Below are 23,171 nucleotides of genomic sequence, written 5' to 3'. Positions count from 1 at the left end.
GTGGCGGCATCTTCATGCTGACGCCGGGCAATCCGGCAAATGGGAGAGAAGAATGATCCGCACGCTACGCCGCACGGCAATTGCCTTGCTGCTGTCGAGCACGCCGCTGGCCGCGACTGCGCAAACGGCGCCGCCCGCCGCGCCTGCGCCTGCTCCGGCGCCTGCAGCTGGTACCGCCATCGTCGAGGTGAAGGCCGATCCGGCCGCCCCGACCTATGACCGGCGCATCTTCACTCAGTTCGCCGAGCATCTCGGCACCGGCATCTATGGCGGCCTGTGGGTCGGCAAGAATTCCAAGATCCCGAACACCAACGGCTTCCGCAACGACGTGGTGTCGGCGCTGAAGAACCTGGCAGTGCCGGTGATCCGCTGGCCCGGCGGCTGCTTCGCCGACGAGTATAACTGGCGCGAGGGCATCGGCCCGCAGAACAAGCGCCCGGTCAAGATCAACACCCATTGGGGCGGCGTGACCGAGCCTAACACCGTTGGCACGCACGAGTTCTTCGAACTGCTGCGCCAGGTGAACGCAGAGGCCTATGTCGCCGGCAATGTCGGCAACGGTACCGCGCGCGAAATGGCCGAATGGGTCGAGTACATGACCTCGCCCGCCGGCAGCCTTGCCGATGAGCGCGCCAAGAACGGCCACAAGGCACCGTGGAAGGTCCCTTATTTCGGCGTCGGCAACGAGCTGTGGGGCTGTGGCGGCAACATGCGCCCTGAGTTCGCGGCGGACGAGACGCGGCGCTACGCGACCTTCATCAAGGCGCCTGCCGGCACCAAGATCCTGAAGATCGCCGCCGGCGCGAATGTCGACGATTACAAGTGGACCGAGGTGATGATGCGCGAGGCTGCCGGTCAGCTCGACGCACTGTCGCTGCACTACTACACGCTGCCCCAGGGTGGCTGGCCGCCCAAGGCCGATCCGATCAACTTCGACGAGAGCGGCTGGGCCGATGCGCTTGCCGGCGCGTGGCGCATGGACGAGCTGGTGACCAAGCACAGCGCGATCATGGACAAGTATGATCCGCAGAAGCGCGTCTTCCTGGCGGTGGACGAATGGGGCACCTGGTATGCCCAGGATCCGGGCACGCATCCGGGCTTCCTGCGTCAGCAGAACACGCTGCGCGACGCACTGGTGGCCTCGATCCACCTCGACATCTTCGCCAAGCATGCCGACCGCGTCCGCATGTCGGCGATCGCGCAGATGGTGAACGTGCTCCAGGCGATGATCCTGACCGACGGCAGCAAGATGGTGCTGACGCCGACCTATCACGTGTTCGAGATGTACAAGCCGTGGCAGGACGCCAAGGTGCTGCCGATCACGATCAACGCGCCCTGGTACAACAAGAACCAGTTCACCATGCCGGCCGTCAGCGGATCGGCTGTGCGCGGCAAGGATGGGCGGGTGCATATCGGCCTGTCCAACCTCGACCCGAACCGCCCGAACACGGTCAGCGTCAAGCTGAGCGGCGTGACTGCCGGATCGGTGTCGGGCCGGGTGCTGACCGCGCCGGCGATCAACACGCACAACACGTTTGACGCGCCCGAGGCCGTCAAGCCGGTGCCGTTCAGCGACGCGCAGGTGAGCGGTGATACGCTGACGGTATCGCTGCCGGCCAAGTCGGTGGTCGTGCTGAACCTGCAATAAGGACAAGGGCGGCGCCCAGGCGAATGCGCCGGGCGCCGCTTGCCCGTTTGACGTTTCCGGAGAGGTCCGATGAAGTTGCTTGGTTTATTGTCCGCCACCGCCGCACTGGCGCTGAGCGGAGCCGCTCCCGCACAGCAGGCCGCTTCGACGGGCACCACGCTCAACGCGCGGCTGACGGGCGATCTGGCACCGACCCACGACCCGGTGATCGCGCGCGATGGCGACACCTATTATGTGTTCGGCACCGGGCATGGCGAGCGGCTGGTGGAGACCAAAAGCTCCAAGGATCTGACCCATTGGACCGCCGGTGCGCCGGTGTTCACCAAGATGCCTGACTGGGCACTCAAGGCCGTGCCCGGCACCAACGGCATGTGGGCGCCCGACATCGCCTTCGTGAATGGCCGCTGGCGGCTTTATTATTCGGTATCGACCTTTGGCTCGAACCGCTCGGCGATCGGCATGGCGACCAATGCGACACTCGACCCCAAGTCGCCGAACTTCGCGTGGCGTGACGAAGGGCTGGTGGTGCAGTCGATGCCATCGGACAATTTCAACGCGATCGATCCTAACTTCGTGATCGACGCACAGGGGCGGCACTGGCTGTCGCTCGGCAGCTTTTGGACCGGCATCAAGCTGTTCGAGTTGGACCGTAAGACCGGCAAGCCGCTGAACGCCGCCAAGCCCTATTCGATCGCACAGCGCCCCGCGCCGGCAGGTGGTCCCGCACCGGTGGAGGCGCCGTTCATCGTGCCGCATGGTGGCTTCTACTATCTGCTCGTGTCCTATGATTATTGCTGCAAGGGCGTGAACAGCACCTACTACACCGTGGTCGGCCGCTCGAAGGCGATCACCGGGCCCTATCTGGGCAAGGACGGCAGCAAGCTGATGGAGGGCGGCGGCACGATCTTCCTGCGCGCCGACCTGCAGGAGCAGCAGCGCTTCCGCGGCCCCGGGCATCCGGGCTGGCTGCATGACAAGGATGGCCGCGATTACGTGGTCTATCACGCCTACGACAAGGAGACCCGCGGCGCGCCGACGCTGCGCATCGCCCCGGTACGCTGGGGTGCCGACGGCTGGCCTGTCGCTGAATATTGAGGAGAGTTTGAGATGATCGACGTGAACCGCCGCCTGTTCCTGGCCGGTGCCGCCGGCACTGCGGTTGCCGCACAGGCGCAAGCTGCCGGGCTGGCGACGCCTGCTGCCGCCACTGCCGCGCCCGTGCCGGTCAACCCGCTGGTGCGCAACCGCGCCGACGCGCAGGTCTTCCGCCACACCGATGGCTGGTACTACCTGACCGGGTCGGTGCCGGAATATGACCGGCTGGTGCTGCGCCGCTCGCGCACCATCGCCGGGCTGGCGACGGCGCAGGAGCGCGTGCTGTGGCGGCATGAAAAGACGGGGCCGATGTCGGGCTTCCTGTGGGCGCCCGAGATCCACCTCTTCCAGGGCAAGTGGGTCATGTATTTCGCGGCCGGCCCGAGCGGCGGTGGCGAGGATGTGTTCCGCATCCGCACCTATGCGATCGTGTGCGACGGACCCGATCCGATGACCGGCAACTGGAAGGTGCTGGGCAAGTTCGAGTCGCCCTTTGACGGCTTCAATCTCGACTCCACGATCTTCGAGCATCGCGGCGTGTCCTATTTCTGCTGGGCAGAGCGCGAGCCGGGGATCGATACCAACTCCAACCTGTATCTTGCGCCACTCAAGACGCCGCTGACGCTGGGCGCCAAGGCGGTACGCTTGACCGTGCCGACGCTCGATTGGGAAATCCGCGGGTTCAAGGTCGCGGAGGCGCCGGCGGTGCTTGCGCGCAACGGTCGGCTGTTCATGACTTACTCGGCGAGCGCCACCGACGACCGCTATTCGCTGGGCATGCTCACCGCGCGCGACGACGCGAACATCATGGACGCCAAGAGCTGGGTGAAGTCGCCGCAGCCGGTGTTCGTCAGCTCGGAGGTGACCAGCGTCTATGGTCCCGGCCACAATAGCTTTACCGTCGACGAGCAGGGCCGCGACGTGCTGGTCTATCATGGCCGCGACTACAAGGCGATCAAGGGCGATCCGCTGTTCGACCCGAACCGCCATACCCGCGTGCAGCGCATCTATTATCGCGAGGACGGCACGCCGGACTTCGGCATCCCGGTCGGTAACGGACCAGTGCCCGATCGCTTCAGCCCGGTGGGTGCTGCGGACAGCTTCCTGATGCATGAGGGCGATCGCGTTACCGTGGGCAAGGGTCCCATCCCCGCGTCGCAGTTCCGTGCGGTGCCGAGTGCCGGCGGCGCGGTGATGCTGGTGCCTGTGGATGCGCCGGATAAGTGCCTGATCGCAGGGACGGACGGCACGGTGCGCCTGGCGCCCATCGCCAAGGATCGTCAGTTCGCGATGCGCAGCGGCTTCCTGCGCCAGAGCGTGGGCAAGGATGAAGTGCGCTTCGCACTGGCCGGCCGGCCCGGACAGTATCTGCTCTATCGCGGGGGCAAGATCCTGGTCGGCGTGCAGGATCGGGCCTTTCCGCCCAGCACCAACTTCAAGGTCAGCTGAGCGTGGTGGTCAATCGTCGCGAGCTGTTGTCGGGCAGCCTGGCCGGGGCTGCACTGGCGGCGAGCATTCGTCCTGCGTCGGCGCAGGCGGTGCAACTCGCGGCGACACCGCCGATGGGGTGGAACAGCTGGAACAGCTTTGCGACGACCATCACCGAAGCGCAGGCGCTGGAGACCGCGGCGATCCAGGCCGCCAAGCTGCTGCCCTCGGGCTACGAAATCTTCACCATCGACATCCAATGGTACGAGCCCGAGGCGAAGAGCTACACCTATAACGCCAAGCCGCAGCCGGCGATGGACGGCTATGGCCGATTGCTGCCGGCGCCGAACCGCTTTCCCTCGGCGGCAGGCGGCAAGGGGTTCGCGCCGATCGCTGCGAAGGTGCATGCGCTGGGGCTGCGCTTCGGCATCCACCTTATGCGCGGCATTCCCCGGCTGGCGGTGGAGCGGAACTTGCCGGTGCTGGGCACCACGGCGCGGGCACGCGACATTGCCGATACGGGGAGCATCTGTCCGTGGAACCCCGACATGTACGGCGTGGATATGGGCAAGCCGGGCGCGCAGGCTTATTATGACAGCGTCTTCGCGCTGTATGCGAGCTGGGGCGTCGACTTCGTCAAGATGGACGACATGAGCCGGCCCTATGACGCGCATGCGCCCGAGATCGAGGCAGCGCATCTGGCGATCCAGCACAGCGGCCGTCCGATGCTGCTGAGCCTGTCGCCCGGCGAGACGCCGGTGGCGCGGGCGGGGCATGTTCGCCGCTTTGCGCAGATGTGGCGGATTAGCGATGATTTCTGGGACGAGTGGCCGTTGCTGGAAGCGCAGTTCACCCGGCTGGAGAACTGGGCGCAATATGCCGGGCCGGGCGGCTGGCCCGACGCCGACATGCTGCCGCTTGGGCGGCTGGCGCTAGGGGAGCGCGATACCAAATTCACGCCCGACGAACAGCAGACGCTGATGACGCTTTGGTCGATCGCGCGCTCGCCGCTGATCATGGGCGGCGACTTGCGGCATCTGGACGATGCGACGCTGGCGCTGCTGACCAATCCCGAAGTGCTGGCGGTCAACCAGCGCAGTAGCGAGAACCGCCCGCTTTTCCTGCAGGACGGGCTGCGGGTGTGGACTGCGCGGCGTGAGGCGGGGCGCTACCTCGCCTTGTTCAACACCAGTGCGAAGACTCAGCGCTTTGCCGTGCCGCTTGCGGCTTTAGGCTTGGGGCCGCGCGTTCGGGTGCGGGATTTGTGGGCTCGGCGGGACCTGGGGGTGGCGGAAGCCACTATCTTGTCGACGCTGACTTCGCATGGGTCGGCGCTCTACAAGCTGGAAATCTGACAGACAAATTCGCGTAAGCGCAGGTGCCGATTTGCCACGGTTGCGGCGAATCGTTGCACCTGCGCGAGATAAGGCTTGCGCTCCCCCGATCCGGCGTCCTAAAAAATTTAGTCAGACTAAAAGAGCGGCGGGTCGCCGCCCAAAGAGAGGAACTATGGCTTTGAAGCCCGCTTTTCTGTGCACCGCGTCGCTTTTTTCGCTGATCCTGGCCGCCGCGCCGGCCACGGCGCAGACCGCGGATCAGGCCGGAACCCCAGTAGCCGACGCTGCCGCAGATGCTTCTCCCGCCCAGGACGCGGGCGCTGAAGAAGAGATCGTCGTCACCGGCGTGCGCGGCTCCATTGTCGGCGCGCTCAACGTGCGCCGCGACTCCGTGCAGATCGTCGATTCGGTGGTGGCCGAGGACGTCGGGAAATTGCCTGACAATAACGTGGTAGAAGCGCTCCAGCGCGTCACCGGCATCCAGGTCACCGATCGTGCCGGCGGCGAAGCGGCGGCAGTGACCATCCGTGGCCTGTCCGACCCGCTGACCACGCTCAACGGCCGCAACATCTTCACTGCCGCGGGCACGTCGTTCGCGCTGCAGGACGTATCAGCGAATCTGGTCAAGCAGATCGACGTGTACAAGACGCGCGCCGCCGACCAGATCGAGACCGGCCTTGCCGGCCAGATCGACATAAAGACGCGCCGTCCGCTCGACTTTGACGGGTTCACCATCTCTGGCCTGGCACGCGGCATCTACAGCGAGCAGGCCGACAAGATTAACCCCAACGTCGCGCTGCTGGTCAGCGACCGCTGGGAAACGGGCATCGGCGATATCGGCCTGCTCGTGAACGGCAGCTACTCGCGCTACGAATATCGCAACCAGAACGTCCAGGCGGGCGCGCTGGTCCCGTTCGCGACCGAGAACCCGACTGCCGGCAGCGGCCTTGGCCCGCTCGAGCGGATCTTCCCGGGGCCGAACAACGTCAACTGGACGCCGGGCCTCGACTATGGCCTGCCCACCGCGCCGGGATCGACGCTCAACATCAACGGCGTCGCCACGCCTTATTATCTGTCGCGCGACGCGGTCATCAGCTCTGACCTGTACGGCAAGCGCGAGCGCCCGTCGGTCAACGCAGCGCTGCAATGGGCGCCCAACAGCAGCTCGGTCTATACTGCCGAGTTCTTCTACAGCGGCTTCCGTGGCAACACGTCCAACAACCTGCTGTTCAGCTTCGCCGACTGGTGGGGCAATCTGGGTCCGAACCCGGGTTCGACCTTCGAGCTGTATGACGGCACCAACATCATCAAGTCGCGCCGCGCCGGCGCAGTCGCGGGCTTCAACAGCGCCGATTATTCGACCAACCGCACCGACAGCTATGTCTATGCGCTCAACGGCGCCTGGGACGTGGGCACCGGCGGCAAGATCACCGCGGACGTCACCTATCAGGACAGCACCAACGAAACCGCGTTCTTCGCGATCCGCACCAACCGCGGTCCGCTCGACCTGGACGTCGACTTCAACGCTGGCGGCGGCATTCCGGCGTATAGCTTCGGCAATGCAGGCGTCCTGACCGATCCGAACGCGTGGACGCTGGGCGAGCTGTACGACAGCGGCACGCGTAGCACCGGCAGCGCCATCACCATGATGCTGGACGGGGAGCAGAAGTGGGACGAGGGCTTCCTGCGCCGCATCAAGCTGGGCTTCCGCTACGACAACCGCGATGCGTCGACCTTTGTGCGCGATCAGGGCGGAGCGCCGCTGGGCGCGTCGCTGGCGTCGCTTGGCGAGGACGGGATCTTCACCAATTCGGGCTTCTTCGACGGCCGGGCTGATATCCCGACGAGCTGGACGCTGCCGGATGCGCGGGCGCTTTATGGCGATGCCGATGCGCTGCGCACCCGCTACCGCGCAGTGAGCCCGAACCTGTTGCTGTCGGACCAGCTGTCCTTCACGCGCGTGTTCGACATCAACGAGATCAACACCGCGGCCTATGCGCTGGCCGATGGCGAGATTTCGGTGTTCGGCCGTCCGCTCCAGCTTCAGGCCGGTGTGCGCTTCGTCATGATCGACACCGACTACACCTATTTCGACCGCACCACCGGCGCGGCGACGCGGGTGTCGACGGGGTCGGAGAAGTTCCTGCCGAGCCTCACCGCGCGCTATGAGCTGGCGCACAATCTGCGGCTGCGCTTCAACTATGGCGAGACGCTGCGCCGTCCGGCGTTTGGCGACTTGAACCCGAACTACACGCTGACCGGCGATCTTTCGAACGTGGGCTTCGGCACCGGCACCGCCGGCACCGCCACGCTGACGCCCACCCATTCGAAGAACATGGATCTGGCGCTGGAGTGGTATTTCGAGCGCAACAGCGCGATCTATGTGACAGGCTTCCGCCGCGAGATCGACGGGCTGGTCGTGCCGCTCACCGTGCGTGAGACGCTGCCGAACAACTATCTGACCAACAACTATACCGAGATCTTCAACATCACCCGCCCGATCAACGCATCGAGCGGTGTGCTGAAGGGTGTCGAAGTTGGCGTGACCTACTTCCCGAACTACCTGCCCGGGCCGCTGGACGGCCTTGGCTTCACGGGCAGCGCGACGATCCTGGATTCCGAACAGACGATCCCGATCACCGACGCGAACGGCGCCATCACCGGCGAGACGACCTCGTCGTTCTTCGCGGTGTCGAAGTTCTCGTACAACGCCACGCTGGCGTACGATAACGGCCCGATCGGTGCCCGCCTGTCGTATATCTGGCGCAAGGGCTTCCTCAACAACAACGAGGGCCGTTCCTTCGCGAACCCGATCGGCATGTGGCGCCAGCCTGAGAGCAGCCTGGACCTCCAGCTGACCTGGAACGTCAAGGACGGCGTTGCGGTCACCTTCGACGCGGTCAACCTGACCAAGACGAAGCAGCAGAACTACTATCAGTTCGACAATGTCGGTGGACCGGAGCAGTTCAATTCGAGCACGCTGCTGCTCGATCGCACCTTCGCGCTGGGCCTGCGCTTCTCGATGTAAGGGCCTCCGGCGCCCGGGTGTTGGGCGACGGGTGAGGTTTGGTGGGGCGTCTCCTGCGGGAGGCGCGCCATTTTTTGTGCTGGTTCGCGGAGTTGGTCCTCGGGTTCCTCAACTCGGTTCTCGGGCGGGCCGGGGCCCAGATTCGGTGAAGCCGGGGGCGGGGAGTGCCGTCGCGGCGGCGTGGCGGCTGGGCCCCGGCCTTTGCCGGGGAACTGGCGGCGGCTTGGCCGCAGGCTCTCCCCTCGTGACCTCGGCCTTGCACCGGCAGAAGAAGAAGCGGGATCCCGGCTCAAGGCCGGGATGACGGGGGGAGGGGGCTCAGCTGAGGCGCTCCTCTAATCCGCTAAGTCAGCCTGTATTCAGGCGGTGGGTGCTAGGCGACTTGCATGCCCAAGCTTCTCACTTCCCTGCTCCTGGGTGCCGCCGTGCTGGCGACGCCTGCCCTGGCCGCGCCCCGTGAAACGCCCGAGATGCGGCTGCAGAAGATGCTGGAGGGCCGCGTGGCGGGTGCGCCGGTGAACTGCATCGCCCAGGGCCCCGGCATTTCGAGCACGATCGTCGACGGCAAGGCGATCGTATATCGCTCCGGCCGTACGCTGTACGTGAACGAGCCGGAATCCGATCCCCGGGCGCTGCGCGGCGACGATATCCTGGTCACGCGAACCTTTGGATCGCAGCTGTGTAGTACGGACGTGGTGCAAATGGTCGACAGGCTGGGCGGTTTCCCGCGCAGCCCCGTCTTCCTGGGCAAGTTCGTGCCCTACACCAAGCCCGAGGCGGCGCGCTGAAGCGCTTCCCGCGAACCGCTCAGGCGGTAGCCATGCGGCGGTCAATCTGGTCCAGCTCGCCGCTTTCGCGCGCCTTCTTGCCATAGACCGCTTCGAACAGCGGGGTTGCCATCACGGTGGTGACGATCGCCATCAGCACCAGCATCGAGAAGAGCGTCGGGCCGATGATGCCCTTTTGCAGGCCGATGTTGATGATGATCAGCTCCATCAGGCCGCGCGAGTTCATCAGGGCGCCGATGCCAAGTGCGGTGCGGTTATCCTCGCCCGAGAGGCGGGCGGCGGCGTAGCAGGCGCCGAACTTGGCGATGACCGACACGACCAGAATGCCGAGCGCGATCAGCAGCAGCGACACCGAATTGACCATGTCCATGCGGGTGTTGAGGCCCGAATAGGTGAAGAACATCGGCAAGAGCAGGACGACGGCGAGCGGCTCGACCTTGCGCTTCAGTTCCTCGACGAACAGCCCGCGCGGCATGCAGACGCCGATCAGGAAGCCGCCGAAAATGGCGTGAATGCCGATCGCGTCCATCAGGAAGGCAGACAGGCAAAACAGCAGCAGGGTGATGGCCAGCACCTGGGTGCTCATTTCGCCGCGCGCTTCCACAGCGCGGCCGAGCGGGGCCAGCAGGCGGCGGCCCCACAGGATCATGAAGGCGGTGTAGAGCACGGCGCCTACAATCGCGATAACCGCCACGCCAGCGCCTGCACCAAAGGTGGCGAGCACCACTGCGAGAACGCACCAGGATGCGGCATCGTCGAATGCCCCGGCGGTCAGTGTCAGCGTGCCTAGCGAGGAGTTGGCAAGGCCGCGTTCGTTGATGATGCGGGCCAGCATCGGAAAGGCAGTGAGCGCGATGCAGGCGCCCATGAACAGCGTGGCGTTGGCTTGCGTGATGCCGGCGGTGAACAGGCCCGGCACGGTGAGCAGGAAGGGCGTGATGAGCGCCGCGAGCAGGAACGGCGCGGCGATGCCGGCGGCGGAGACCGCGGCGGCGCTCTTGGCCTTGCTCTGGAAGTGATCCAGCCGCAGCGTCAGCCCGACCATGAACATGTAGAGCCCGACGCCCAGCTGTGCGCCGACATAGAGGACGTTGCGCGTTTCCTTGGGGAAGATCGCGAGCTGGAGATCGGGGAAGAACAACCCGAACAGCGAGGGGCCGAGCACCACGCCGGCGATCATCTCACCGACGACCTGGGGCTGGTGGAGCAGCTTTTGCCCCAACCAGCCGACGACGCGGCACACCAGGATGATGATCGCGAGCTGCAGGAAGAAATGGATGCTATAGTCCGCGGGCGAATAGCTTTTGGCGGCGTTCACCGCGGGGCCGTGTGGATTGAGCACATCGCCCAGTGCGGCCCACGCCTCGTGCAGCAAATCCGTCACGCAACTTCCCCCAAACCTCGCGGCAGCTTTCGTGCCTGCGCCCGCGTGCAGTTAAGCCGCGATCGGCGCGGGGTGCAATTGAAATTGTGCCGGTGAGGGGGCGCTGAGCGGGCGGGGGAGCGCGCCTCGCACTGTGGCGCTCTTACTTTGTCATAGGCCGGCGCTCTTAGTGACACCAGCGCGAGAAGGTCGACGATCGGGACAGGGCGCGAGCACAGGGTCACCGTCACCCGCGCCGATACTAACACTGGCACAACCTGATTGTGGGATTAGGCCACTCTATGGTGATATCGGGGTGATCTGGAAGGGGCGGAGGTCCCGCTTAGAGTGGAGGATGGGTAACCTCGCCGTAGCCTCCGCCCTTGTGGGAGTCGCTGAGCGCGCAGACGCCTCCTTGAATTCGGCTTATTGACGGCTGTGGTCGGGGCGCAGAGAATCGGCCAATGCCAAACGCCGACGATCGACGGGAACAGGTCCGTGCACGCACCCCCATCGCCGCCCTGATTGCCGAGACGGTGAACCTCGAGCACGAGCGATCTGCGCTGCGAGGAGCGTGCCCGCTACACCCCGACCGATATCGCGGGCTGTATGTCAGCGCGGACCGCGACCACTTTCACTGTTTCTCCTGCGGCGCCGGAGGCGACGTGGTGCAATGGATCATGCAACTCGAACATGTATCCGAAGAAGAAGCGCTTGCCCGGCTAATCAGCCGCGCTCCTCCTACGATCAGCTGATTAAGGCGGCTCAACAAAATCACACGGCCCGCCCAACATCTCATCGTCAGGTCCAACGCGGCTACAATCTTCGTTCAGCAGGTGGTTCGCCTCGACGGCGTGGACGCTGAAGTGCTCGCCTTCTTCATCGCGATAGAAGCCGAGCAGCCTTTTCCACCTGATGACGGCTAAGCTGGCCGCGAGAGCGTTCAGGTCGGCGACCTGCACGCCGGTCGAGTAAATGTCCTCGGCGCCACTCGAGTCCATCGGAATGCGGGCGCGCTTCCAAACGTGGTCGCGCGAGGCCGGAGTGCTCGTGGTGAGGCGGACGGATCCACCAAGCCCGGCTTCCGTGACGTTAAGCCCCATCCCGACGTCGATGAAGGCGAGTCCGCGCTGCTCAAGCTGGAGGACGAGGTCGCGCTTGTGGGAGGCGCCATCGGTGCACACGAACACGAAGTCGAGGCCGTCGAGCATGGCGTAGGTGCTCGGCCCGATCTTGGTCCTGTGCGGAACGATACCACGGTGAAGGCGGGAGTAGATGCGGTCGAGATATTCGACCTTCGACAACCGTCGCGTCAGATCGTCAACGGATGCCGAGCCGGGAGCTCGGAACGCGTTGTGCTGAAGAAACACGTCGTCGTCGAACAGGTGGATCGCGTGAACCGGCGTCTTGCTGACGAAGTCCAGCACATAGCTGCCGGTCCCGCCCAATCCGATGATGCCCACGCTCTGTCCGGCGAGTCGCGCTGCCAGTGCGCCCGTGCCCGATCGGGATGTGGCCGTGTCGACATAGTGAAACGGCGATCGGCCTTCATCGTCCGCCACCACGCTGCCGGTGCGAGCCGTTGCGGTCGGATCGAGCGCGGCGGCGTGACAGGAGATCTGGCGAACGAACGTGCTGACCTTCTCGTGATAGTCGACAAACTCGCGGCCGAGCGGGCGACTACAAAGCAGATGATCGACCTTGAGGCCCTGGGCCAGGTTCCCGCCGAAATTCAGGTGGACCATCTCGGTAAGCCGTCGTCCTTGGCTGTCGCAGGGAACGGCACCCGCGAACCACGACTGGTGGTCACGAGGTGCTACCGTGCAGTCGCCCGCCAGATCGAGGCGTGAGACCAGCCGACCCATTCGCACACGACGCTGGTCGTCGACGTAAGGAACGTGGTCGACGACAAGATAGCCGTGGACGACGGACAAATCGTAGCCGTCGTCCACGAGCCGCGTCAGATCAGCGCTACGACTTATCAGTTGCCGTGACACTGAACACCTCTCCTCCGGTAAGTCGGATTGCTTCCCGAGCGATCAGCGAACCTTCGGGCCGCTCCGGCGGACCGCGACGATAGGTGACCGTGAGCGACCGGCTTCCGGCGCTCTCAAGGCTGGTGCCCGGGAAAGCCTTCCCTACCAGATCCTCGAAGGTGACTTCCGGGCGATCGAGGACCACGGGTCTGCCGTTGATGTTGATTGGCACCATGTGCGTCACCGGCGCTGCCCGCTCCACCTCGACCTGCGGCGGCCACGGCCCGGTGAGGTCCAGCACCGATCCAGGACGCATCGGCGCCTGACCTGGCTGCGAGCGGACCTCATGGTCCTCACCGACACCGAGAATGGACCGGATCTCCTCCTCGATGATGGCGGGTCCACCCCAGTCCCAGGACACGCCATTGACCCGAAGATGGTACAACTTGGTTCCGCGGAACGTGCGGAAGGTCGGCGTCTCCTCCAGCGTCACCTTTCCGATCGGCGCAAAGTGCGCCGCATGCCCACCATCGATCCGAATCACAGTTCCAGACGGGAGGCCGGCGGCGGCAAGCACGTCGACCGTGTCGATGGAGCGGCTCTCGATCTGCACCGGCAGTCCATCGACGATGATGGTGTTATCCTGATGGTTCATTCAAATTCTCCTTCTTATAGGTGGGGGCAGGCTCAGCGAAGCGCCTCGCGGATCATCGCGCTCGTGCGCTGGTAGAGCGCGGCAGTGGAGCGTTCCCGGTTGCGACACCTGGTCTCGCCGATAATGCGCTCGACGAGGTGCCCGGACAGAGTCGATGCATTTTCATCGATCGCAGCCTCGGCGGCGACCTCGACGGCATGAAGCGGAAGGTCGTCGTCACTGGGCCATCGAAGTCGAACCGGGCGCAGGAGAGCCGCGAGCCTGGGCGAGAGCAGTCCCGGGACGTGCGACTGGATCATCCAGCTCACCTGGGACAGATCCACCGTGCCGCCGGCCGCATGATCTCGCCAAGCGACCGCTTCATGCGGATCGATCATGCGTGCGAGGTGACCTTGAGCGTCAGCTCCCAACTGCTCGATACCGGTCACCGAGATGACCGGATTGGCGCACCTGGCCGCAGCCATGGCGAGAACCGGCGCTGAGGGAAGCACAAGGTCCGGCCCCCGTCGGCTCTGCCACAGCTGCTGCATGCCGTCCGGCGCGCCCAGGTCCAACAACACGTGCGGCAGCCCAGCGAGATGAGAGAGCCGGCGCGCCAGATGCGTCCGGCCTGCGCCTGCCTCCCCTTCAAGGAGGACGGCGCCGAAGTTCATCCTGCCAGTCTCGGCCGAGCGGATCGCCGACTCGAGCAGCGAAGGGACATCGGGCTGCCAGCTGAAATCGGCCAATCGCAGCCCGTCGATCGCCGCCCTGCTGCCACCGAGCACGGGCAGAGGAGCTTCCAGGCCGAGCGACATGGGCCGGGACGTGTAGCTCCGGCCGACGATGGCCGTTGCTACCTTCTCGCCCTCGCCACCTTCCCACCTCGGCACGGTCAAGCTCGATGCAATAACAGTCGTGTTCATTCGCCCCTCCAGAACCGAAGCGGGCGCCGCCCGCCGCCAGACAGGCCGCGTGCCTTGATGTCGTGCTCGGTCTCGCGCATGCCGGCGAGGATCAGCCGCTCCAGCGCCAGCGCTTCCTCGCGCTCGACCAGATCGCGAAACCCGTGGAAGCGGTCCTCCTGCCACTTGAGCCAGTCCATCACGCGGTCCCGCTCCCACCGTTCGGTGAAGCGCATCACGAAGAAGGGTTCGCTTTCGTCTCCGCTCTCCAGGGAGAGCCCAGGCTTCCTGCCTTTGCGATCGAGCGTGAAGAGTTCGATCTCATCGTGCAGGATGCGACGCTCCTCCGCCGCCGCCCTGGCCTGCTCCTCGGCGTCCGCCCGGACCTGCGCCTCCGCACGGACACTCACCACGATCAGCACATGCAGAACCTGGCCATCGAACAGGTGCGCGACCCTCGCCCATAGCCTCCAGCTTGCCGGCCGCTCGCACATCCATTGGTAGATCAGGCGGTTCTCCTCGGGGCTGCCGTCATGCTGCCACAGGATCATCTCGTCGGGCTGTGCATCAAGGCCCGCGGTTCGCAGCGTGACGCTGCCCGCCCCGTGATCCAGCGCAGGAAAGAATGGGTGCTGCCTGCCTCCGAGGACCAGCGGCCGCTCGATCTTGACGGGCCCGACCAGATCGCGGTGCGCACCGGTGCTCACAGGAACCTCCCTGCGGCAGTCACCTGCTCGTAGCTTGGGCCAAGCACCCTCGCACCGGCGCCGGCGGTATAGACGTTGCCCGCGAGCCAGAACTCCTCGGCGATCCGGTCGTCGTCGGAAACCTCGGTCCACCAGACCTTGCGGCCAGGATCCCACCGATAGCCTCGTGCCTTCAGCAGATCCTTCGCCGCAAAGCCGGCACCTTCCGCCCGGATGATCCAGCTGGGCATGGCCGCATTCTCGAGCAGCACCGACAGCACGGTCCGATCGTGGGGAAAATTGTGACGAAGAAGCTGAAGGAGGGCGTCGACATCGGAGCCAGCCCGATGGCCTTCGTGAAACCAGCCGGTCTGCTGAAGAAGATAGCCGAGCGCCCTTCCATCGAAGCCGTTCGCGCGCCAGTCCACCTGACGGAAGGAGCACGCCCAGTCGAGGCCCCGGGCGCCTTCGAGCCGCCGCTCGACCCACGGGCGATCGAAGGCGGCGTGATGTGCGACGACGATCGACGCCGATCGCAGCAGGCGAACCGCCTCTTCATCGTCGATGCACCTGCCCGCAACGTCGGCGTCGACGAGCCCGGTGATCGCGGTGGTTTCCGGCGAAAGCGGCGTCCCGGGATCCTCAAGCCATTGATGAACGCGGCCGATATGCGTGATGACTCCGTCCCGATCGAAGCGAAACGGGCGCACCGCCAGCTCGATCATGGCACCGAGGTCGACGATCGTGCTGGTCGTTTCAACGTCCACCACGATGCCGACGCGGGAGGTAGCGTCGTTGCCGACCCCCGTCGGCCCTTCCCTCACGTCCAGGCGATGCAGGACGCGCGTGTTCTCCCCGCCGGCCGCGTCGATGCGGCCGGCGGCTGCCAGCTTTGCCATTTTCATTCTCCGAAAGTTCTCGTCGCGGCTGCGTGCGTCCCCGCGGTGGAAGCGCCGAGGCTAGGCTTCTAGGCGCTGCTCGATGTCGACCGCGAAGGTCGAATAGTCGGAGGAGTCGGCATCCTTCTCGATGCGGCGCAGCATGTTCGCGATACCGTTCGGGACGAGGGCGATCGCGAGCGGCGCCGCCGGATGGAACCCGGCCCGGATCTCGACGAGATCCACCACGTCTTCACCGAAGCGACTGCGCAGACGCTGGACGACCTCGCTGGGGTGTCGGGCAACCGAGGCATGGAACGCCTGGAGCAGCACGCCCTCTCCTTCATAGGAGATGGTCGCGCAGTAGAGGGTCTGCCTGGGAGCCGACCTGCACCTGCGGCTGCGCCCCCGGTTCGGCCGGGAAAGCGGCGCCCTCTCATCCTCACCGTCAGCACCCTGAAGCTGGCCGAAGACATCCGGCTCGGCATCCAAGCCGAGCGAGAGCCCATGCAGGATGATGGCTCGCACGAAATGCTCCCGATCGAGACACGCCTCGATAGCCGGCGAGCCATCGAACATGCGCCGCGGCGAAAGCATCCAGCCCATCGGATCCACACCACTGGCTTCCCGCTGAAAACGCGCACCCGCCTCGGCAGCGACGGTCGCGACGCGGCAGAGCGCGCGGCGAGTGGTAACGACCGTCGCGTCTTGCGGAAGGTCGGGATCGAGCGGATCGTCGTAGGTGAACGTCATGGGCGGAGTCTGGGTCAGGGGCAGACTCGAAAGAACGGTGGCTTGCACGGCCTTCTCCATGTCGCCGGGTTCTTCCAGCGGCTGGCGACGGGACCGGCTGGAACGCCATCACAGATGGTGCGTCACCCAGATATGTCAATGACTCTGGATATGTCGATATATATTGATGCCTGACCACTCGTGAACGGCCGAAAACCTTTCGGATCCTGGCACTTGCACGCGAGTAAATATCCATTAATCTAGAGGAGTGGAAAAGATGTCGGCCATCCAGCTCATGAGCGCGCTCGCTCAGCCAACCCGGATGGAGGTCTTCGCCATTCTCGCGAAGCACCGTCCCGGCGGCCTTCCGGTCGGCGAGCTGGCCAGGCTCGTCGATACGCCAGCCAATTCAATGTCCACCCACCTCGCCATCCTGGCGAGGGCAGGGGCCGTGATCGCCACCCGCAACGGGCGCGTGGTCACCTACACCGCCGCTCCCGAAGCGATCCGCGACCTCGCGCTGTTCCTGGTCGGTGAATGCTGCGGCGGCTGCGAGCACGTCAGCAAGAATCTGGTGCGCGAACTGGACAGCGCCTGCGGCCAGTGACCCGGGAAAGCGCCGAACGCTTCCACGCCCGTCCGATAGCAGCGGTGGAAGCTGCCAACGATGAGAGTAGTTCAGCACTGTTGCTGCACTAGCTGCAGTCCGGCACAGTGCTGCTGTGCAGCTAAACCGGACCGATCTCGCTGACTTCAGCTATTTCCTTGCGATTGCGCAACATCGCAGCTTCCGGCGCGCGGGGCTGGACGTCGGGGTAAGTGCCTCAGCCCTGAGCCATTCGCTCAAAGGACTCGAAGCTCGGCTCGGCGTACGCCTGCTCAATCGCACCAGCCGCAGCGTCACACTCACTGCAGCGGGCGAGGAACTCCGCGCAGCGATCGCGTCGCATTTCGAGGCGATCGGTTCAGCAGTCGATGTGCTCAACCGCTACCGCGACGACCCGGCAGGACGCATCCGTCTCAACGTACTGGAACATGCCGCGACGATGTTGCTCGCACCGGCGTTACCGAGCTTCATCTCCCGCTATCCGCACATCGAGATCGACGTGGTCGTCAGCAACGACATGGTCGACGTGGTGGAAGCAGGCGCCGATGCGGGCATCCGCTACGGCGGGACCGTGCCCGAGGACATGGTAGCGCAGCGGCTGTCCCCTGACATGCGCTGGGTCGGTACGAGTGCGCCGTCCTATTTCGAACGATTTGGGGCACCGCTTCATCCGGACGACCTGAAGTCGCACAACTGCCTTCGCTTCCGTTTGGGCGATGACAGCCGCTACGCTTGGGAGTTCGAGCGTGAGGACGAGGATGTAGCAGTGGACGTGCCCGGCGCGATCACGATCGACAACAGCGCACTCGCCCTGGACCTGGCGCGCCGCGGGGCGGCCATCGCCTATGTGCCTGAACCTCTGGTCTCACCTTATGTCGAGCGGGGCGAGCTTCGGATCGTTCTTGAAGACTGGGCATCATATGGTCCGGGCTTTCACATCTATTACCCAGGCCGTCGGCAGCTTCCGACCGCGATCCGCCTGCTGATCGATCACATCCGCGCAAGCGACTGGCGCGCATAGATCGTTGAGCGTCGCTCATCGGTCCATCAACACGACGACGGCTAATCGGTAGCGATCGCGCCCCCCATAATGGTCTTGTCCCGGCGGTTCGGGACGATTGATCGAGGTGGGATGCAATGGCGAGCAGCGCGCAGCCGGGACTCGCAGAAAAGCAAACTTCGGCGCACGCCGTGAGCGACGGGTGGGGTGCGGTTGTCGCGCTGACGCTCTGCGTTGCGACGCTTATCGCGTCGGAGTTCATGCCGGTCAGCATCCTGAGCCCGATTGCGTCCGACCTGCACCTCACCGAGGGCGCGGCAGGCCAGGCGATTTCCGTGTCCGGCCTCTTCGCGGTCCTGACCAGCCTGACGATCACGTCGGTGACGCGCGGTCTTGATCGCCGGACGCTTCTCCTTGGATTGACGGTTCTGATGCTCGCGTCGGGCGCGACGGTTGCATTCGCGCCCACCTTCGCGGTGCTGATGGCGGGCCGCGCACTGCTCGGCATCGTCATCGGCGGCTTCTGGTCGATGTCGGCCGCGACCGTCATGCGTCTGCTGCCTGCGGACCAGGTGCCCCGGGGTCTCGCGATGCTGAATGGCGGCAATGCGCTGGCGACCACGATCGCAGCCCCGCTCGGCAGCTTCCTCGGCCAGTATATCGGCTGGCGCGGCGCGTTCTTCGTCGTCGTCCCGCTAGCTGCGGTCACATCCATGTGGCTGTGGCGCACGCTGCCGCAGATGCCTTCGCCACGAAGCGCGCGTGCCGCCAACGCGCTCGCGGTGCTGCGGCGCCCCAAGGCGCGCATCGGCATGGCTGCGGTCGCCCTTCTTTTCATGGGCCAGTTCGCGCTCTTCACCTACCTGCGCCCCTTCCTCGAGGGCGTGACGCACCTCAGCGTCTCGCTGCTCTCGCTCGTCCTGCTGGGCATGGGCGGTGCGGGCCTTATCGGCACCTGGCTTATCGGGCGCGCAGTAACCTGGAGCCTGTCCGCCACGCTGATCATCGCGCCGCTCGCGATGGCGATGATCGCCCTCGGTCTGATCGCGCTCGGCACGATGCCCCTGCCCACCGCCGCGCTCCTGGCCGGCTGGGGACTGGTTGGCACTGCGCTTCCGGTCGCCTGGTGGACGTGGCTTAGCCGCACCCTTCCGGATGATGCCGAAGCGGGCGGCGGATTGATGGTCGCCGTGATCCAGCTGGCAATCACGCTGGGTGCAGCGGGCGGCGGGCTGATGTTCGACGCGGCAGGACATCGCGCAACCTTCGTGGCCAGCGCGGTCCTGCTCTGCGGCTCGGCCATGCTGGGGGTCCTCGGCAGCCGCAAGCCTGCACTTCCATGAACGACCGAAACCGGAGAATTCAGATGAACATCGACCCGAAAAGCACCATCGGTGGGCAGCTAAGCCGCCGCGGCATCCTCCAGATCAGCGGGGCGGCCGCGGCTGCGACAAGCCTGATGACCCTCCCATCTACGGCCGCTGCCGCCGATCACGCGGCGGGCTGGGACAAGGTGTTTCCGAAAAGCAGCCGCGTCGATCATCGCAAGGTGAACTTCAAGAACCGTTACGGCATCACGCTTTCCGGCGACCTCTATCTGCCGAAGGCTCGAGGCGCCGGCCGGCTGCCAGCCTTGGCTGTCAGCGGCCCGTTCGGCGCGGTGAAGGAGCAGTCGTCGGGGCTGTATGCCCAGACGATGGCGGAGCGCGGCTTCGCGGTGATCGCGTTCGACCCGTCCTACACCGGCGAGAGCGGAGGCCAGCCGCGCAACGTCGCCTCGCCCGACATCAACACCGAGGATTTCAGTGCCGCTGTAGATTACCTCGGCCTTCAGCCCTTCGTCGATCGTGAGCGCATCGGCGTCATCGGCATCTGCGGCTTAAGCGGCATGGCGCTGACCGCCGCGACAAGCGACTCCCGGATCAAGGCGGTCGCCACCGCCTCGATGTATGACATGTCCCGCAGCATCAGCCGGAGCTACCACGACAGCTATACGCCTGAGCAGCGTCGCAAGGTCGTCGACTATCTCAGTCAGCAGCGCTGGGCCGACGCCGAGGCAGGCAGGCCCGCATTAGGGCTTCACGAGGTGCCGTTCGATAAAGCCGGCAACATCGTCAAGGGAACCCGCGTCCTCCCCGAAAGCCTGCCCGCGAACCCCGACCCCGTGCTCGCGGCGTTCTTCGACTACTACCGCACGCCACGCGGCTTCCACGCGCGAGCGATCAATTCCACCACCGCGTGGACGGCGACAACGCCGATGTCGTTCTTCAGCTTTCCCATGCACGCGAACATCGGGATGATCTCGCCCCGCCCGATCCTGCTCATCGCGGGTGAGAACGCCCATTCGCGCTACTATTCGGAAGACGTGATCGCGGTTGCGTCGGGCCCCAAGGAGCTGATGATCGTTACCGGGGCCGACCATGTCGATCTCTATGATCGCATGGACAAGATCCCGTTCGACAAGCTGCAATCCTTTTTCAACCAGCATCTCGTGCTGCGCTGAAGGATGCAGCCTTATGCAGCCACTTATCGGTATCGTTACCGCGGCGCTGGTTCAATTCACAATCACCGATACGCCACGGATCGGCGCAGAAGCTGGAGTTGAAGACATGGAAATCACCCGCAAGGAAGAGATGAAAACCGTTGATGGCCCAGCCGACTATTTCACCGGCGAGGTTACCATTGCCGGGCAGTTCCAGCGGCCAGGCCCGTCGCGTGTCAGCGGCGCCATCGTCCACTTCGAGCCGGGCGCGCGCACTGCCTGGCACACGCATCCCGCCGGCCAGACCCTGATCGTCACCGAGGGCGTGGGCTGGACGCAGGTCGAGGGTGGGCCGAAGCTCGAGTTCCATGCCGGCGACATCCTGTGGTGCCCGGCCGAACACAAGCACTGGCATGGCGCGACGCCGCACGAGGGAATGACGCACATTGCCATTCAGGAGTCGATGAACGGCACGCCGGTGACCTGGATGGAGCAGGTAACCGAAGAACAATATCTCGCGCCGCTTGGCGAGGCCACGGAGGTAGTATCGTGATACTGGACGAGGCATTCACGCTTGCCAACGGCGTCACCATTCCGAAGCTCGGCCTCGGCACCTGGCGGATCGGCGATGACGCGGTCGGCCAGGTGGTGCGGGACGCCATCGGCACCGGCTATCGCCACATCGACACCGCTCAGGCCTATGGCAATGAACGGGGCGTCGGCGAGGGCATGCGCGCGAGCGGCGTCGCGCGCGACGAGTTGTTCGTGACCACCAAGCTCGCCGCCGAGTGCAAGAACTTCGCGGAGGCCCGCGAGCGGATCGACGGCTCACTGCGGTCGCTCGGCGTCGATCACATCGACCTCATGCTGATCCACAGCCCACAGCCCTGGGCGGAGTTTCGCGACGGCGAGCATTTTTTCGAGGGCAATCGTGAGGCCTGGCGGGCACTCGAAGAAGCGTATCGAGCCGGCAAGCTCCGCGCGATCGGGGTCTCCAACTTCGAGGCCGCTGACCTGGACAATCTGATCGACCACGGGAGCACTGCACCGATGGTCAACCAGATCCTCGCCCACGTCGGCAACACGCCGTTCGATCTCATCGACTACAGTCGCAGCAAGGGCCTGCTGGTCGAAGCCTACTCGCCGGTCGCGCATGGTGCGGCGCTCAAGGATGAGAAGCTGGTTGCGCTGGCCGCCAAATATGGCGTCGGGGTTGCGCAGCTCTGCATCCGCTACTGCCTGCAGCTAGACTTGCTGCCGCTGCCGAAATCATCGACTGCCGGACATATTCGCGACAATGCGGCGATCGACTTCGTCATTTCCGACGAAGACATGGCAGCGCTGCGGAAGGCGGGTGATCGCACCGATTACGGTGAGGCGAGCGCGTTTCCAGTATTCGGCAAGAAGCGGCAGCCCGTGCGGGGCGGATAGCTGACAATGGCCGCGCGTCTCGCCTCGAATGTATTGGCCATCGCGCTGCTGAGCGCGGCTGGATGCAGCAATGCCGAACCGGGCGACACGAAGCGAAACGAGAATTCGATCGTGATCAGTCCGGCGGAGAAGGCCCCAACCATGACAGCCGTTCAGATTGTTTCCGGCTCCCGAAGATGGATCGCGCGGATCGATGATGGTCCTGCAGCGCGCGACTTTCTCGCCCAGCTTCCGCTGGAACTGACGCTGGAGGACTATGGAGGCAACGAGAAGATCGCGGATCTGCCCCGCCCTTTGACGCGGAAGGGAGCTCCGGGTGCCATAACACACCCCGAGCAGGCGACCTGGCATTCTACGCACCATGGGGAAATCTCGCGATCTTCTATGGCGATGGGCATCACTCGCCAGGGCTGATCCGCCTTGGCCGGCTCGAGGACGGCCTGGCGGGACTCGCCGGGGGAGCACAGCTTTCGGTGAACATCCTGCGCCTATAGCAGCGGTCTTCCGCGAGTGCCCCGCCTGGCGGCATCCTGCTCTATGGCGATCCCTAGCTTCTGAGCCGTACCCTCCGGCTGCGACAGGACGATCTGACCACCCCGCATGTTCACGTCAGCGGCCATCCGGCTCGTATCGCTTTCGCCAAGACAGCTTGCCTTCCCGCACCACCGGAAATGCAGACCGTCACTTTCAACACCTCCGCTGTCTGTCGATGGCGGACCATACTTGCTCGTCAGCATGGAGTGCTAGGCGGCAGGGGTGGTTCCCGCCGGCGGCAGATAGGTAACGTTGCGGATGCGTGCGCCGTCCGGCCATCCCAGCATCCGTATGGAGATCCTACCGCCCTTGCCGTCGTCGAGATCCGCGTTGTCGAGCACGCTTCCGCCCTTGAGCGGCAACCGCCCGCCACGCACGTTGACGAGGTCGCGAACCCGATCCTCGAAGGTCGTGGCGCGCGTGCGGCGTCGCACCGTCAGGCGTCGTTCGCGGATCACTTGCTCCACGTCGGCCTCGCTCATGCCAAGTCGGAAGCCGGCGAGGTCGAAGGTCGCAGGGCTGCCCTTCGTCGTCTGTGGCGCTGCCGAGGTCACGCCGGTCTGACCGGCTGCGGGAACCTGCGCCGCCGCCAGGGCGAACGCCATCAAATGGATCATCA

General features: G+C 65.1%; 23 protein-coding genes. 15 read left to right on the top strand and 8 right to left on the bottom strand.

Features of this window, described 5'->3' with window-relative positions; all coding sequences use genetic code 11:
• Positions 1-52: 52 nt before the first annotated feature.
• The 6 genes from LQ953_RS03460 (at position 53) to LQ953_RS03435 (ending at position 9,324) form a co-directional block, all read left to right on the top strand.
• A complete protein-coding gene (locus LQ953_RS03460) occupies positions 53-1,648 on the top strand; it encodes an alpha-N-arabinofuranosidase (RefSeq protein WP_231029281.1) in 1,596 nt (531 codons plus the stop codon).
• 69 nt (positions 1,649-1,717) lie between these two features.
• Positions 1,718-2,743, top strand: coding sequence for an arabinan endo-1,5-alpha-L-arabinosidase (locus LQ953_RS03455; RefSeq protein WP_231029280.1), 1,026 nt, complete (start codon positions 1,718-1,720; stop codon positions 2,741-2,743).
• Between the two features lie 12 nt (positions 2,744-2,755).
• Complete coding sequence (locus tag LQ953_RS03450; RefSeq protein WP_231029279.1) at positions 2,756-4,192, top strand: glycoside hydrolase family 43 protein; 1,437 nt, start codon at positions 2,756-2,758, stop codon at positions 4,190-4,192.
• Complete coding sequence (locus tag LQ953_RS03445) at positions 4,189-5,526, top strand: glycoside hydrolase family 27 protein (protein WP_231029541.1); 1,338 nt, start codon at positions 4,189-4,191, stop codon at positions 5,524-5,526. Before LQ953_RS03450 ends, LQ953_RS03445 begins: the two co-directional genes overlap by 4 nt.
• 154 nt (positions 5,527-5,680) lie before the next feature.
• The gene (locus LQ953_RS03440; protein ID WP_231029278.1) at positions 5,681-8,536 is read left to right on the top strand and encodes a TonB-dependent receptor; all 2,856 of its coding nucleotides are present in this window, start codon (positions 5,681-5,683) and stop codon (positions 8,534-8,536) included.
• Positions 8,537-8,922: 386 nt separating this feature from the next.
• Positions 8,923-9,324 (top strand): hypothetical protein, encoded by a 402-nt coding sequence (locus LQ953_RS03435; RefSeq protein WP_231029277.1) that lies wholly within the window; start codon positions 8,923-8,925, stop codon positions 9,322-9,324.
• Positions 9,325-9,343: 19 nt separating this feature from the next.
• On the opposite strand, the gene LQ953_RS03430 is transcribed toward LQ953_RS03435, so the two are convergent.
• Complete coding sequence (locus tag LQ953_RS03430) at positions 9,344-10,708, bottom strand: cation:proton antiporter (protein ID WP_231029276.1); 1,365 nt, start codon at positions 10,706-10,708, stop codon at positions 9,344-9,346.
• A 443-nt stretch (positions 10,709-11,151) separates the two neighbouring features.
• Between LQ953_RS03430 and LQ953_RS03425 the strand changes: the two genes are divergently transcribed.
• Entirely contained in the window at positions 11,152-11,442 is a 291-nt protein-coding gene (locus LQ953_RS03425; RefSeq protein ID WP_231029275.1) for a CHC2 zinc finger domain-containing protein, read from the top strand.
• Here the strand turns inward: LQ953_RS03425 and LQ953_RS03420 are convergent, their stop codons facing one another.
• Genes LQ953_RS03420 through LQ953_RS03395 form a run of 6 tightly spaced genes read right to left on the bottom strand, consistent with a single transcriptional unit; the run spans position 11,443 to position 16,579 of the window.
• Positions 11,443-12,684, bottom strand: a complete 1,242-nt coding sequence (locus LQ953_RS03420) for a ThiF family adenylyltransferase (protein ID WP_330999373.1) — start codon at positions 12,682-12,684, stop codon at positions 11,443-11,445.
• Positions 12,659-13,318 carry a multiubiquitin domain-containing protein gene (locus LQ953_RS03415; protein WP_231029273.1) on the bottom strand — a complete coding sequence of 220 codons (660 nt, stop codon included), beginning with the start codon at positions 13,316-13,318 and terminating at the stop codon, positions 12,659-12,661. Before LQ953_RS03415 ends, LQ953_RS03420 begins: the two co-directional genes overlap by 26 nt.
• Positions 13,319-13,350: 32 nt before the next feature.
• A complete protein-coding gene (locus LQ953_RS03410) occupies positions 13,351-14,223 on the bottom strand; it encodes a hypothetical protein (RefSeq protein ID WP_231029272.1) in 873 nt (290 codons plus the stop codon).
• Positions 14,220-14,909, bottom strand: a complete 690-nt coding sequence (locus LQ953_RS03405; RefSeq protein ID WP_231029271.1) for a hypothetical protein — start codon at positions 14,907-14,909, stop codon at positions 14,220-14,222. The genes LQ953_RS03410 and LQ953_RS03405 overlap by 4 nt, the downstream gene beginning before the upstream one ends.
• A complete protein-coding gene (locus LQ953_RS03400; RefSeq protein WP_231029270.1) occupies positions 14,906-15,787 on the bottom strand; it encodes a 3'-5' exonuclease in 882 nt (293 codons plus the stop codon). Before LQ953_RS03400 ends, LQ953_RS03405 begins: the two co-directional genes overlap by 4 nt.
• Positions 15,788-15,847: 60 nt before the next feature.
• Complete coding sequence (locus LQ953_RS03395) at positions 15,848-16,579, bottom strand: hypothetical protein (RefSeq protein ID WP_231029269.1); 732 nt, start codon at positions 16,577-16,579, stop codon at positions 15,848-15,850.
• Positions 16,580-16,775: 196 nt separating this feature from the next.
• On the opposite strand from LQ953_RS03395, the gene LQ953_RS03390 reads away from it, so the two are divergent.
• The 8 genes from LQ953_RS03390 to LQ953_RS16395 all read left to right on the top strand — a co-directional run bounded on the left by LQ953_RS03390 (position 16,776) and on the right by LQ953_RS16395 (position 22,512).
• Complete coding sequence (locus LQ953_RS03390) at positions 16,776-17,105, top strand: ArsR/SmtB family transcription factor (protein ID WP_231029268.1); 330 nt, start codon at positions 16,776-16,778, stop codon at positions 17,103-17,105.
• A 115-nt stretch (positions 17,106-17,220) separates the two neighbouring features.
• Positions 17,221-18,126 carry a LysR family transcriptional regulator gene (locus tag LQ953_RS03385; RefSeq protein WP_231029267.1) on the top strand — a complete coding sequence of 302 codons (906 nt, stop codon included), beginning with the start codon at positions 17,221-17,223 and terminating at the stop codon, positions 18,124-18,126.
• Positions 18,127-18,242: 116 nt separating this feature from the next.
• Positions 18,243-19,448, top strand: a complete 1,206-nt coding sequence (locus tag LQ953_RS03380) for an MFS transporter (protein ID WP_231029266.1) — start codon at positions 18,243-18,245, stop codon at positions 19,446-19,448.
• Positions 19,449-19,471: 23 nt separating this feature from the next.
• Positions 19,472-20,608: an alpha/beta hydrolase gene (locus LQ953_RS03375; protein ID WP_231029265.1), complete on the top strand. Its 1,137-nt coding sequence runs from the start codon at positions 19,472-19,474 to the stop codon at positions 20,606-20,608.
• Positions 20,609-20,621: 13 nt separating this feature from the next.
• Positions 20,622-21,140, top strand: coding sequence for a (R)-mandelonitrile lyase (locus LQ953_RS03370; RefSeq protein WP_231029264.1), 519 nt, complete (start codon positions 20,622-20,624; stop codon positions 21,138-21,140).
• Positions 21,137-22,018 carry an aldo/keto reductase gene (locus LQ953_RS03365; protein ID WP_231029263.1) on the top strand — a complete coding sequence of 294 codons (882 nt, stop codon included), beginning with the start codon at positions 21,137-21,139 and terminating at the stop codon, positions 22,016-22,018. The genes LQ953_RS03370 and LQ953_RS03365 overlap by 4 nt, the downstream gene beginning before the upstream one ends.
• Before the next feature lie 6 nt (positions 22,019-22,024).
• Entirely contained in the window at positions 22,025-22,432 is a 408-nt protein-coding gene (locus LQ953_RS03360) for a cyclophilin-like fold protein (protein ID WP_231029262.1), read from the top strand.
• Positions 22,363-22,512, top strand: coding sequence for a cyclophilin-like fold protein (locus tag LQ953_RS16395; protein ID WP_443026542.1), 150 nt, complete (start codon positions 22,363-22,365; stop codon positions 22,510-22,512). The genes LQ953_RS03360 and LQ953_RS16395 overlap by 70 nt, the downstream gene beginning before the upstream one ends.
• Before the next feature lie 249 nt (positions 22,513-22,761).
• Here the strand turns inward: LQ953_RS16395 and LQ953_RS03355 are convergent, their stop codons facing one another.
• On the bottom strand, positions 22,762-23,169 hold the full coding sequence (locus LQ953_RS03355; protein ID WP_231029261.1) for a hypothetical protein: 408 nt from the start codon (positions 23,167-23,169) through the stop codon (positions 22,762-22,764).
• Positions 23,170-23,171: the final 2 nt, after the last annotated feature.

It is taken from the genome of Sphingomonas sp. IC-56, assembly GCF_021043375.1.
Taxonomy (GTDB): Bacteria; Pseudomonadota; Alphaproteobacteria; order Sphingomonadales; family Sphingomonadaceae; genus Sphingomonas.
Note: the sequence above shows the minus strand (reverse complement) of the source record. Positions and strands in the feature narration are given on the sequence as shown.